The sequence below is a fragment of the Paraburkholderia sp. Cpub6 genome (assembly GCF_014201065.1).
Classification (GTDB): domain Bacteria; phylum Pseudomonadota; class Gammaproteobacteria; order Burkholderiales; family Burkholderiaceae; genus Paraburkholderia; species Paraburkholderia tuberum.
In genome coordinates this window covers 173832-186905 of record NZ_JACHDM010000012.1, presented here as the reverse complement: position 1 = coordinate 186905, position 13074 = coordinate 173832, and the positions used below count along the sequence as shown (strand labels likewise).

The window sequence follows — 13074 nt, the reverse complement described above, 5'->3', positions numbered from 1 at the left end:
GCACACTCCGATGCATCGCTACTTCAGCACGACTTTCACGTCGAAGTATTTGGCGGCGAGGCGGTCGATCGTGCCATCCGCCTTCAGCTCCTTCAACGCGCCGTTCAGCGCATCCTTCAGTGCCTTGTCGTTCTTGCGCACGCCGTAGCCGACGCCCGCGCCGAGCAGCTTGTCGTCGCTGACGGCCGGACCGGCGAACTCGAAGCCCGCGCCCTGCGGCTTCTTCAGAAAGCCCTTCGATGCCGCTTCGGCGTCCTGGAACGACGCATCGAGACGGCCCGATGCAAGGTCCGCGTAGATCTGGTCCTGCGTCTGATAGGGCACGACGTCGACCCCGGCCGGCGTCCAGCGCGCCTTCGCATAGGTTTCCTGGATCGTGCCCTGCAGCACGCCGACGTGCTTGCCCTTCAGCGATGCGGGCGTCGGCTGCAGAGCGCTGCCCTTCTTCGCGATCATCTGGTTCGGGATCGTGTAGATCGGATCGGTGAAGTCGATCGCCTGGCGACGCTGGTCGGTGATCGTCATGTCCGAGTTGATCGCGCTGAACTTGCGCGCTTCGAGCGCCGGGATCAGGCCGTCGAACGAGTTCTCGACCCACACGCATTTGGCCTTCAGCTTCGCGCACACGGCATTGCCGACGTCGATGTCGAAGCCCTGCAACTCGCCAGCGGGCGACTTCGATTCGAACGGCGCATACGACGCCTCGACGCCGAAGCGCACTTCCTTGATCTCAGCCGCCGACGCGGTGCCTGCCGTCAACAGCGCCGTCGCGGACAGCGCGAGCGCGGCCAGGTTGGGCCAATTCTTCTTCATTACGGATGTTCCTTTACGGTGTGGACTGAAACCGAGCCGATTCTGCGCGCACAGGCGGATTACGCCCGCCGCGCTGCGGACTCGCGCGGCCGGCGTGACCCGTAGGTGCGACAGCCGCGAAGCCCGCGATTGTACATGGAAGCTGTCTAGACAAGCCTGGACAGCGTATCGGCGGTGGTGTCGACGACGAGCAGACCGGCGCGCAGGCCGGGCTTGACCGTCGGGTTCGGAAACACGATGCGCTCTTCGTCGTGCTGCACCGTGTATTGATAGTCGCCGTCGCGCGCCAGCAAGCTGCCCTTTATGAGCGGCGTGAAGTTCGGCACGTCCGGCGCGAGCAGCAGCTCGAATGCGTCGCTTTGCTTGGTCAGCTGATCGACGACGGTGAACACACGCGGCAGAGCGGCTTGCGCGTCGGCTCGCGTGCCGGCCAGCAGCGCGCGCACCGCGAGATCCGCGCCCTCGAAGCGTGTCAGGTCGTTCTCGCCGAACGGCCGCACCTTGCCGAGTTCGAGCGTGCACGCAGCAGCGCCACACGCTTGCGCGGTGAAGTGCGAATAGGTGTTGCCCCTCGTCGTGTGCAGCAGCACCGCGCTGATACGCGCGTCGCCGAGCCATTCGAACATCGCGCGCGAAAACGGCTTGCCGGTATGCGGCAACAGCGCGAAGCGCTCGAACACCGACGCGCGGATCGCCGTATGCATGTCGATATGCCAGCGCGCGCCGGGCGCGGCGGACGCGTCGGCGAAAAAGCGCGTCGCGGCCTGTTCGAGCGCGGCCGCGCGCGGCGCCTCATGACTGTGCGGCAGTTGCAGATGACGGCCGCTGAACAGCCGGTTCAGATCGTCGTCGCGATAGCGGCCGCCGTCGCGCATCGCCTCGATGTTGCCGAGAATCACGAGCAACCGGCATGCAAGCACGGCGCGGCCCTGCGCGATATCGGCGACGATGCGCGACAGCAGTTCGATCGGCGCGGTTTCGTCGCCATGCACGCCGGCCGACACGAGCACGCTACGGATGTCCGCGTGCTGCTCCGCGGGCTCGATGACGAGGACACCGTCGCCCTGCCACGTCCAGCGCACGCCGTTCGCACCCGTGCCTTGCGCTTGCTGCGCGGCAGGCCGGGACCCCGCGAGCGTCCACGCGAGAAAATCGTCGAGCATCGCGCTCGGGGCCGCCATCGCGTGCTCAGCGCTGGAAGTCATACAGCGAGCCCAGAGCGAGGATTTGCGTCAGCTCATCGAGCGCGGTGCGCGACTCGACCAGCAGCTTCGGATCGGTGAGATCGGCGGGTGCGAGACGATCGCGGTAGTGCTTTTCGATCCACGCATCGAGACGGCCGAACAGCGTGTCGTCGAGCCACACACCCGGCGCGACCGCCGCGCGTTCGGTGTCGTCGAGTACGACGCGCAGCCGCAGACATGCGGGGCCGCCACCGTTCTTCATGCTCTCGCGCAGATCGAACACGAGCACTTCGTCGATCGGACCGCTGTGCGAAGTCAGCTCATCCAGATACGCGGCCACGCGCGGATTTTCGCGGCACTCCTGCGGCACGACCAGCACCTGCTTGCCATCGGGCCGAGTCAGCAGCTGGCTGTTGAACAGATACGACGTCACCGCATCGGCGACGCTGACCTGGGCGTCGGGCACTTCGATTACGTTGAACCCTGCGTGCAGGCTCGCGAGCTTCGCGCGCAGCTCGTCGTACACCGCCTGCTGCTCGACGAACGCGAGCTGATGGCAGAACAGCGTGTTGCGATTGCCGACCGCGATCACGTCGTTATGGAACACGCCCGCGTCGATCACTTCAGGGTTCTGCTGCGCGTACACGGTCGCCGCTTCCTGCAAGCCATGACGATGCGCGACCGCGCGGCTCGCCTCGAACGTCTGGCGCGCCGGATAGCGCTTCGGTTCCGGCCCGCGACGATACTCGCTGCGGCCATACACGAAGAATTCGACACCGCGCGCCTTGTATTGCTCGCAAAAGCGCGTGTGATTCGCCGCGCCCTCGTCGCCGAGCGCGGGCGTGCCGGGCAGCGCCTCGTGCACGACGAAACGGTCGGTGTCGCTGAACATCGCGCGCAGCGTGCGGCGTGTCGACTCATGTTCGATCGCGCGATGCAGCTTGCTGCACAGATTGGCCGGCGTGAAATGCACGCGGCCGTCGTGCGTATCCGCGGACGGGCTCACCGTCGCCGCGTTCGCGGTCCACATCGCCGAGGCCGAACTCGCCGCCGCGAGCAGTTCGGGCGCGTTGTTCGCGACGCGCGCGATCACCGAAGCATCGTCGCCGGAAAAACCGAGCTCGCGCAACAGACGCATCGACGGACGCTCCTGCGGCGGCAGCACGCCCTGATGAAAGCCGAGGTCCGCCAACTGCTTCATCTTGCGCAGACCCTGGCGCGCGGCGGCCTTCGGATTCGCGACCGACTTCTCGTTGTTCTGCGACGCGACGTTGCCGAACGACAAGCCCGCGTAGTTGTGAGTCGGGCCGACCAGGCCGTCGAAATTGGCTTCAGTGGCTTGCAGCATCGTCGATCCTTAGAATTGAAGGCCCGGCGAGACGCTCGCGGGCATGTTCAGTTGCGCGCTCTCGACCGAGGCCATTGGGTATGCGCAGTAGTCGGCCGCATAGTACGCACTCGGCCGATGATTGCCGGAGCGGCCCGGCCCGCCGAACGGCGCTCCTGAAGAGGCGCCATTGGTCGGCCGGTTCCAGTTGACGATGCCCGCGCGAATCGTGCGCTGGAAATGCGTCCACAGCGCTTCGTCGTCGGCGAGCAGGCCCGCCGAGAGACCGAACTCCGTATCGTTCGCCCGTTCGAGCGCGTCGTCGAAATTGCGGTAGCGGATGATCTGCGCGAGCGGACCGAAGTGCTCCTCGTCGGGCAGGTCCTTTACGTCGGTCACGTCGAGAATCGCGGGCGTGACGAAGCCGAGTTGCGGGTCGCGCTGCTCCATTTTCAGCAGAGCCTTCGCGCCGCTCGCGAGCAGACGCTCCTGCGCGCCGATCAAACGCGAGGCCGCGCGCGCCGACACCACGGCGCCCATGAACGGCTGCGGCTGCGCGTTGTATTCACCGACGCCGATGCGCGCGGTCACTTCCGTCAGGCGCGCGAGGAAACGCTCGCCGAACGCATCGTCGGGCACGAAGATGCGGCGCGCGCACGTGCAGCGCTGCCCCGCCGACAGAAACGCCGATTGAATCGTGTGGTGCACGGCGGCGTCGAGGTCCGCGACCGGGCCGATCACGAGCGGATTGTTGCCGCCCATTTCGAGCGCGAGCACGATCTCCGGCCGTCCGCCGAACTGTTTGTGCAGCAATGTTCCCGTATCCGAACTACCGGTGAAGAACAGTCCGTCGATCTGCCGGTGATTCGCGAGCGCGATGCCGGTGTCCTTCTCACCCTGCACGAGATTCAGCACGCCGGCAGGCAGCCCCGCGTCGCGCCAGATCTGCACGGTCAGCGCCGCGACGCCGGGCGCAAGTTCGGACGGCTTGAACACGACCGCATTACCGGCGATCAGCGCGGGCACGATATGCCCGTTCGGCAGATGGCCCGGGAAGTTGTACGGCCCGAACACCGCCACCACGCCATGTGGACGATGCCGCAGCACCGCGGTGCCGTCGGCCATCGCCGAGCGCTTTTCGCCGGTGCGTTCGTTGTAGGACTGAATCGAGATCTCGACCTTCGCGGCCATCGAGGCCGCTTCGGTGCGCGCTTCCCACAGCGGCTTGCCGGTCTCGCGGCCGATCGCTTCGGCGAGCGCTTCCTTGCGCTCTGTCACGAGCGCGGCGAAGCGGCGCACCACCGCGCAGCGCTCGTCGAGCGCCAGCGCCGACCACGCGGCGAACGCGCGGCGCGCGCTACGTACCGCGCGATCGACGTCGTCCGCCGACGCGCTGTTGCCTTGCCACACCACCGCGCCCGTGCCGGGATTGCGCGATGCGAATACGGGTCCTGTGCCGGCGGCCCATTCGCCGTCGATGAAAAGCTCGCTCATGATCATCCCTGTTTGTGTTTCAACGGCAGCACCCGCAGCGGGTCGCCCGCCTGCACGCGAAGCGCGTCGGCCTCGGCCGCGCTCAGGCGGCACACACCGTTGCGCGGCACGCCCGCCACGACGCCAACGCGAAAATCGCCGAGCGACGTATTCGATACCATCGACTTCGGCCCGTCCTGCGCGGCTTGCTCCGCTGCCTCGCCAATTTCAACCGCCACCAGCACGCTTTCGCGCACCGTGCGCAAATCGGCGATATGGCATTCGAGCACCGGACCCGCGTCGAAAATATCGACGTGATTCTCATAGCGCAGCCCTTCGGCTTCGAGCATGCGGCGCGCGGGAATCGTGTCGTTATGCGTGAGGCCGACGCAGCGCTGCGCCTCTTCCGGCAACAGTTCGACGTACACCGGATAGCGCGGCATCAGCTCGGCGAGAAACGCCTTGCGGCCGTGCGAGCTCAGATAGTCGGCCGCGTTGAAATCGATCTGGTAAAAATGCGAGCCGACCGCGCGCCAGAACGGCGACGTGCCCTGCTCGTCGAAATGGCCGCGCAACTCCGCGCACAGACGCTGCGGAAAACGCTCGCGAAACTGCGCGAGAAACATGAAGCGCGAGCGCGACAGCAAGCCGCCGACGCCGCTCGTGCGATAACGCGGGCTCAGGAACAGCGAGCACACTTCCGCATAACCGGTGAGGTCGTGCGAGATGTTCAGCGCGTGCATGCGCGTCCAGATGCCGAGATCCTGGCTCGCGTGCACGACCGTGCTCACGCGATAGTTGTAGAACGGCTGCTGCAGACCCACCGCCGTTTCGATACCGCAGACGCCGGCCACGTCGCCGGTCGCGGTGTCTTCCATCACGAAGAAATAACCGGCCTCGTGCGGCGCGGCCTGATCTTCCATCGTGCGGCGCGCGCGCTCGACACGCGCCGCGAGCGCATCGCGATCCGGTTTGAAGGTGGTCAGGCCCGGCCCGGTTTCCTGCGCGAGCCGCATCAGCGCATCCACATCGCCTCGTTGTACTACGCGAACGACGATCATTGCGCGTCTCCCGATTGTTCATCCTGCGGCTGATGCAGCGGCACGCAGCGCACCGCATCGCCGTCCCGTACGCCGAGCGCGGCGCGCGCCGCCTGTGACAACCCGGCGCCCGACTCCTTGCCGGGCGCGAGATCGCCGAGCACGCAACGGAACTCGCCGGCGGCGCCGTTGTGCGCGATCAGGTACGTTGCGCCGTGCGTCGCAGCTGCCTCGCGCACGACGCGCGTTTCGTTGTGCTTCACGCTGACACTGCGATCCACCTGCGCGGTCAGTACCGGACCCGCGTCGAAGATGTCGACGTAGCGATCCGTCTCGAAGCCTTCCTCGAGATGAATCTCATAGGCGAGCAGCGCGTTCGCGTCCGGCTCGCCGAGCACGCGCTGCGCCGCTTCGGGCAACAGCGGCACATACACGGGATAGGTCGGCATCACTTCGGCGATGAAGGTGCGGCTGCGGCCGCCCGATTCGACTTCGATGTCGGCGAAATCGCGGCTGAAAAACTTGCGCCCCACCGCTTCCCAGAACGGCGATACACCGTTTTCGTCCGTCACGCCGAGCAGCAGCGAGAACACCTCGGGCGTGAAGCGCTTGCGATTCGCGGCGATGTACATCATCCGCGCGCGCGACATCAGTTGCGCGGCCGCGTCGCCGCGCAGCGACGGGTCGATGTAGTAGCCCGCGAGCCGGCTCTTGCCGGTCAGCTCGTGCGACATCGTCAGCGCGTGAATCTTGCGATTCACATGCAGTTCGCGCGACGCATGAATCAGCGCGTCGTTGCGAAACACGTAGAACGGGTCCGCGTAACCGGCCGCCGCGACGATGCTCGCGGTGCCCATCAGCTTGCCGGTCTCCGAGTCTTCGAGCACGAACAGATAAAACTCCTCGCCCGGAAAATCGACCTCCGCGCGAAACGAGTCTTCCGACAACGCGACCCGCGCTTCGAGCGCGCGCCGGTCGTGCGGCAGGGAATGCAGCACCGGCTGCGCGGTGCGCGCCATATGCTCGAGCGCATCGAGATCGGCAAGGCGGCCTGGACGTACGAAGAGCATCATCGTTCCTGTTGAATGTGACGCATGATCCGCTGCATCAGCGTGGGCGTGCGGGACTGCCTGAACATCAATGCGACGCCGCCTGCGCGTTCGCGCCGACGAGTTCGCCGAACGCCGTCTCGAGACGCGCGAAGCCTGCGGCCATGTCGTCGAGCGGCATGATCAGCGACGGCACGAAGCGCAGCACGTCCGGACCCGCCATCAGCATGATCACGCCGTGCTGGCCGGCCGCGGTGACGAAGTCCTTCGCGCGGCCCCGGAACGTGTCGTTCAGTTCGGCGCCGATCAGGAGACCCTTGCCACGCACTTCGGTAAATAGCCCGAAGCGCTCGTTCAGTTTCGCGAGATGACCCCTCAGCACTTCGCTGCGCGAGCGTACGCCTTCGAGCAGCTTCGGGTCGCTGACGAGTTCGACCACTTTTTCCGCGATCGCCGAGCCGAGCGGATTGCCGCCGTAAGTCGTGCCGTGCACGCCGACCTTGAAGTGCGCGGCGAGCTCTTTGGTGGTCAGCATCGCGCCGATCGGGAAGCCGTTGCCGAGCGCCTTCGCGGTGGTCAGGATGTCCGGCGTCACGCCGGTGTCCTGGTACGCATAGAAGAAGCCGCTGCGGCCCACGCCGGTTTGCACTTCATCGAAAATCAGCAGCGCGTTGTGCTGGTCGCACGCTTCGCGCAGCGCCTTCAGGAACGCCGGATCGGCCGGGATCACGCCGCCCTCGCCCTGGATCGGCTCGACGATCACCGCGCAGGTCTGGGCGCCGATCGCCTTCTTCGCCGCTTCGACGTCGTTGTACGGCAGATGCGTGATGCCGGCCGGCACCGGGCCGAAGCCTTCCGAGTACTTCGGCTGGCCACCGACGCTGACGGTAAACAGCGTGCGGCCGTGGAACGACTGCGCGAACGAAATGATTTCATCTTTCTGCGCGCCGTGACGGTCGAACGCGACGCGGCGCGCGAGCTTCAGCGCGGCCTCGTTCGCCTCGGCGCCCGAATTCGCAAAGAACGCGCGGTCGGCGAACGTGAGGCTTTCGAGGCGCTTCGCGAGGCGCAGCACCGGCTCGTTCGTGTAGCCATTGCCGATGTGCCACAGCTTGCTGCCCTGCTCATGCAATACCTTCAGCAGCTCCGGATGCGCATGACCGAGCGCGGTGACGGCGATGCCGCCGGCGAAGTCGATATAGTCGCGGCCTTGCGTGTCCCACACGCGCGAGCCGAGACCGCGATCCGGTACGAAGGCGGCGGGGGCAAACACCGGCACCATGACTTCGTCGAAGGTCTGGCGTGTCACAGTCAGGTCGTTCATGGCAATTCCTTTTACGGGTGACAGGTAATACAGCTAGTGTAGGAAACCGCGCGCGGCACGTCTTGCGCATACGCGACGCTTTCTATGAGGTTCCGCGCGTCGCGGCTGTCGAGCTTTGCGCTGAACTTGCCGCGGTTTCGCTTTCAGATGGCTTGCGTCAATCGAGCTCGGGCCGCTCGATCAGCGCGGCCGGCCGCGGCTCGCTCGCGCCGCCGTGCGCGCCGGTCTGGCGGTCGATCCAGTTGCGGCGATCCTCGCGCGGCGTGACGCCGAAGCGCTCCCGATACGCATTCGAAAAGTGCGCCGCCGACGAAAACCCGCATGCGAGGCTGATCTGCACGACGGATTTGCTGGTGCGCTGCAATTGCGTGCGCGCCTTCGACAGCCGCAGCCCCAGATAGTATTTGGACGGCATCGAGCCGAGATACTGGCGAAACAGGCGCTCGAGCTGCCGCCGCGAGACGCCGACGAGGCCGGCGATTTCATCGGTGGTCAGCGGGTCCTCGATATTGGCTTCCATCAGCAGCAGCGCGTCGTTCAGGCGCGGGTGACGCTCGCCCGGCGCGGTCACGAACGGAATGCGCTGACGCTCCTCGCCCGCGCGCAGCACGCCTACGCCGAGCGTATCGGCGATGCGCTCCGCGAGTTCGGGCCCGTGCTCGCGGCCGATCATCGCGAGCATGAAGTCGACGGTCGCCTGGCCGCCCGCGCAGGTCGCGCGATCGCGATCGATTTCGAAGATCTGCTGCGTGACGATCGAGCGTTCGAACTGTTCAGAGAACTGCTGATAGGTTTCCCAGTTCACGCTGACGCGATAGCCGGACAGTTGCCCCGCCATCGCGAGCCACCACACGCCGTGGTGGATACCGGTGACGAGCGGCGTGCGCTGACCGACGCGCGCGAGGCTCGCGAGAAACAGACGGTAGTCGGCGAACTGCTGGAACCGCTCGCTGACGATGATCAGCCAGTCACACGCGATCGCGTCGCCGAACGCGGCATCGGCCGGCCATTGCGCGCCGCCCGCGAGCGGCACCGCGCGGCCGTCCCACGAACATACCTGCACGCGATACAGCGCGCGGCCGTCGATTTCATTGGCGAGACTGAGCGCGTCGACGATCGGCCCGACGCCCGACATCGACACGGGCGGCAGTGCCACGATCGCGACCTGGGTCGTGCGAGCCGGGGTGGACGTGCGGGCCATCGGGTGTCCGTGAAAAGCGAGCCGCGCGTTACTTCAGGCTGCCGGACAGGAACTGCTTCAGGCGCTCGCTGCGCGGCGCGCTCAGCACCTCGGCGGGATTGCCCTCTTCCTCGGTGCGGCCCTGGTGCAGGAACATCACATGGTTCGACACGTTGCGCGCGAAGCCCATTTCGTGCGTGACGACGATCATCGTGCGGCCTTCGTCGGCGAGCTTCTGCATCACCTTCAGCACTTCGCCGACAAGTTCGGGGTCGAGCGCGGAGGTCGGCTCGTCGAACAGCATCACATCCGGGTCCATCGCGAGCGCGCGCGCGATCGCGACACGCTGCTGCTGGCCGCCTGACAGATGCGACGGATACTGCTTCTCGAGACGCGGCGCGAGCCCGACCTTCTCCAGATACTCGCGCGCGCGGTCCTCGGCTTCCTTGCGCTTCAGACCGAGCACATGAATCGGCGCTTCGATCACGTTCTCGAGCACGTTCATGTGCGCCCACAGGTTGAAGTGCTGGAACACCATCGCGAGCTTCGTGCGGATGCGCTGCAGCTGCTTGTGATCGGCGACTTCGAGATTGCCGGCGCGATCGGTTTTCGTCTTGACCGCTTCGCCGTCGACGATGATCTGCCCGGCGTTCGGCCGCTCGAGAAAATTGATGCAACGCAGGAAAGTGCTCTTGCCCGAGCCGCTCGCGCCGATGATGCTGATCACGTCGCCCTTGTTCGCGTTGAGCGACACGCCCTTGAGCACTTCGTTGTCGCCGTAGCGCTTGTGGATGTCCTGTACGGCGAGCTTGCAAGCTTCGGTTTGAGTGGTATGGAGCAAGATGCTCTCCCAGTGAGAATACGGATCGGTCTGGTGCGGACGCCGCCCTGCCGAAGCTCGAGGCGCCCGATGCTATGTCGTCAACGCGTGCTCAGTGCGTGCGCACTGCAAGATGCGCGAGCCAGCGACGCTCGGCGCGCCGGAACAGCGCAACCAGCGCAAACGACACCACGAGATAAATCAGCGCCGCGAGCCCGAACGCGTTGAACGACTGGTAGGTCGCCGAATTCGCGTCGCGCGCGACCTTCAGGATGTCGGGCACCGTGGCCGTGAACGCGACCGTCGTCGCGTGCAGCATCAGGATCACTTCGTTACTGTACAACGGCAACGCGCGGCGCAGCGCGGACGGTATCACAATGCGCCGGTACATCGTGAACGCGCTCATGCCGTAGGCACGCGCCGCCTCGACTTCGCCGTGCGAGGTCGAGCGGATCGCGCCCGCGAAAATCTCGGTCGTGTACGCGCAGGTGTTCAAGGCGAACGCGAGGATCGCACAGTGAAAGCCGCTGCGAAAGAACGCGTCGAGCAGACTGTGCGAACGCACGAACGCGAAACTGTACACGCCGGTGTAGATCAACAGCAGCTGGACGTAAAGCGGCGTGCCGCGAAATACGTAGGTGTACAGACGTACCGGCGTCGACAGCCAGCGCTTCTTCGACACGCGCGCAACCGCGAGCGGCACGGCGCACACGAAGCCGATCGCGATCGACGCGACCAGCAGCCACAGCGTGACCGCGAGACCCGACAGGCGTTGCCCGTCCCAGAACAGATACGCCTTCCAGAATTGATTGAGGATGTCGATCATGACGCTCAGAGCTCCGCGTGTCGCACGCCGATCGAATAGCGGCGGTTCAGCCAGATCAGCACGAGGTTCGATACGGTGGTGATCGCCAGATAGATCAGCGCGGCGACGAGGATGAAGAAGAACATGTTGAAGGTACTCTTGCCCGCGTCCTGCGCGGCCTTGACGACGTCGGCGAGACCGATGATCGACACGAGCGCGGTGGCCTTCACGAGCACCTGCCAGTTGTTGCCGATGCCGGGCAGCGCGAAGCGCATCATCTGCGGGAACAGGATGCGCGTGAACACGCGCACGCCGCTCATGCCGTACGCGCTGCCCGCTTCGAGCTGGCCGCGCGGCACCGCGAGAAAGGCACCGCGAAAAGTCTCGGTGAAATACGCGCCGTAGATGAAACCGAGCGTCAGCACGCCGGCCACGAACGGATCGATGTCGATCTGCTCGATGCTGAAGATGTCGGTCAGATCATTGAGCCAGATCTGGATGCTGTAGAACAGCAGCAGCATCAGCACGAGGTCGGGCACCGAGCGGATCAGCGTCGTGTAGCCGGTCGCGATGACCCGCAAGGGCCGGTTGAACGAGAGTTTCGCCGCCGCGCCCGCGAGGCCGAGCAACACAGCGGCCGCCAGCGACAGAACGGACAGCTCGATCGTCTGGAGCGTGCCGGCGAGCAGCACGGGACCAAAGCCGTATAGGAACACGCGTGTCTCCATCCAGGTTCGTAGAATTGGCGCGGATGGCGGCGGCTTCATGGGCTGCTCGCTGCTCCGGCATGGCGCGGAGTCTCGCAAGCTGAAATCAATTTCTCAAATACCGGGCGGGTGGCTTGCTGCGACGCAACATGGCACTTCGACGCACGAGGGAACGCTCGTAGCGCTTGGTTTCACAGGGGTTATCGCCTTGTCGCACGCGCGGCGCGCGCCTGGCCGTGCGGCGATTTCGCAAGTTTCGGGTCGCTTTTTCGATAGGCCGCGCCGACGGCGGTGGCACCGCCCGAACGCGTCGCGCTGTTGCATCAGCGCGTCCACGCCGGCTCCAACGCCTGACAGCTCGCGCTCAGTCGAGCCCGAGCCGCGCGCGAATCGCCGGCAGCATCTGCTCGACCGCCTCGCGCCCTTCCTCGATGGCTGGCGCCGCGCGATGAAAATCGAAGATGCCCATGCCGCCGAGACGCGGCTGGATCAGGATATCGGCCGGTTCGCCAGCGAGCCGGCTGCGCGTGATGCGCACCTGCATGATGTCGATGCTTTGCGCGATCGAGCTCAGCATCGACGGCACCTGCGCGCTTGGCTTCGGCGGCACGCGCACGTCGTCGGTGGCGCTCGCCTCGGCTGGCGCGAGCCAGCGCGGCCACGGCTTGCCGTTGCGGCGCAGCGCGACGGGCGGCGGCGCGGTGGGATCGAGAGCGGGCGTTTCGATGAACGCGCCGCCGAAGTCGCGGCCGTTCAGGATGTCGTTGTTCAGATCGATCGCGATCACGCAGTCCGCGCGCATGCCACGCGCGACCGACACCGGCACCGGATTGCTGAGCCCGCCGTCGACGAGCCACACGCCGTTGTGCCATACCGGCGTGAAGATGCCCGGAATCGCAATCGACGCGCGCACCGAGTCGATCGTGCTGCCGTCCTGCAGCCAGATTTCGCGGCCCGTGTCGAGTTCGGTCGCGACCGCCGCGAACGGCACGTGCAATTGCGCGATCGAGCAGCCAGCGAATTTGTCGGCGAATAGCTGGATCACCTTGCGCCCGCCAAGCAGACCGCCCGAGATGCGCAGATCGAGCAGCCGCACCACGGTCTGCCACGTGAGACGCGACACCCACTCCTCGAGCCAGTCGAGATCGCCGTTCGCATAGACCGCGCCGACCAGCGCGCCGATCGACGTGCCGCACACGACGTCGGGCCTGATGCCCGCGTCTTGCAGCGCGCGAATCGCGCCGATATGCGCCCAGCCGCGCGCGGCGCCGCCCCCCAACACCAGCCCGATCCGGCTGTATCGACGTCGACGTATCATGCCTACCCCGCTTTTTCGGCCCGCTTATCCGGCC

12 protein-coding genes are annotated in these 13074 nt (G+C 66.0%); all 12 read right to left on the bottom strand.

From position 1 onward, the window contains the following. Positions 1-18 precede the first annotated feature (18 nt). The 12 genes from HDG33_RS21195 to HDG33_RS21140 all read right to left on the bottom strand — a co-directional run bounded on the left by HDG33_RS21195 (position 19) and on the right by HDG33_RS21140 (position 13040). Complete coding sequence (locus tag HDG33_RS21195) at positions 19-813, bottom strand: ABC transporter substrate-binding protein (protein ID WP_184032937.1); 795 nt, start codon at positions 811-813, stop codon at positions 19-21. 146 nt (positions 814-959) lie between these two features. Further along, positions 960-2018 carry a succinylglutamate desuccinylase gene (gene astE / locus HDG33_RS21190; protein WP_184032934.1) on the bottom strand — a complete coding sequence of 353 codons (1059 nt, stop codon included), beginning with the start codon at positions 2016-2018 and terminating at the stop codon, positions 960-962. Continuing rightward, entirely contained in the window at positions 2002-3342 is a 1341-nt protein-coding gene (gene astB, locus HDG33_RS21185) for an N-succinylarginine dihydrolase (RefSeq protein WP_184032982.1), read from the bottom strand. The genes astE and astB overlap by 17 nt, the downstream gene beginning before the upstream one ends. A gap of 12 nt (positions 3343-3354) precedes the next feature. Then, on the bottom strand, positions 3355-4818 hold the full coding sequence (astD, locus tag HDG33_RS21180; protein WP_184032932.1) for a succinylglutamate-semialdehyde dehydrogenase: 1464 nt from the start codon (positions 4816-4818) through the stop codon (positions 3355-3357). Positions 4819-4820: 2 nt separating this feature from the next. After that, entirely contained in the window at positions 4821-5858 is a 1038-nt protein-coding gene (gene astA, locus HDG33_RS21175; protein ID WP_184032930.1) for an arginine N-succinyltransferase, read from the bottom strand. Next, complete coding sequence (gene aruF / locus HDG33_RS21170; RefSeq protein ID WP_184032928.1) at positions 5855-6907, bottom strand: arginine/ornithine succinyltransferase subunit alpha; 1053 nt, start codon at positions 6905-6907, stop codon at positions 5855-5857. The genes astA and aruF overlap by 4 nt, the downstream gene beginning before the upstream one ends. 67 nt (positions 6908-6974) lie before the next feature. Next, complete coding sequence (locus HDG33_RS21165) at positions 6975-8210, bottom strand: aspartate aminotransferase family protein (RefSeq protein ID WP_184032926.1); 1236 nt, start codon at positions 8208-8210, stop codon at positions 6975-6977. A gap of 157 nt (positions 8211-8367) precedes the next feature. Continuing rightward, positions 8368-9411 carry a GlxA family transcriptional regulator gene (locus HDG33_RS21160; protein ID WP_184032924.1) on the bottom strand — a complete coding sequence of 348 codons (1044 nt, stop codon included), beginning with the start codon at positions 9409-9411 and terminating at the stop codon, positions 8368-8370. Positions 9412-9439: 28 nt separating this feature from the next. Beyond that, complete coding sequence (locus tag HDG33_RS21155; RefSeq protein ID WP_184032922.1) at positions 9440-10231, bottom strand: ABC transporter ATP-binding protein; 792 nt, start codon at positions 10229-10231, stop codon at positions 9440-9442. 91 nt (positions 10232-10322) lie between these two features. After that, positions 10323-11036, bottom strand: a complete 714-nt coding sequence (locus HDG33_RS21150) for an ABC transporter permease (protein ID WP_184032920.1) — start codon at positions 11034-11036, stop codon at positions 10323-10325. A gap of 5 nt (positions 11037-11041) precedes the next feature. Continuing rightward, positions 11042-11731: an ABC transporter permease gene (locus HDG33_RS21145; protein WP_184032980.1), complete on the bottom strand. Its 690-nt coding sequence runs from the start codon at positions 11729-11731 to the stop codon at positions 11042-11044. Positions 11732-12086: 355 nt separating this feature from the next. Continuing rightward, entirely contained in the window at positions 12087-13040 is a 954-nt protein-coding gene (locus tag HDG33_RS21140; RefSeq protein ID WP_184032918.1) for a patatin-like phospholipase family protein, read from the bottom strand. Positions 13041-13074 lie beyond the last annotated feature (34 nt).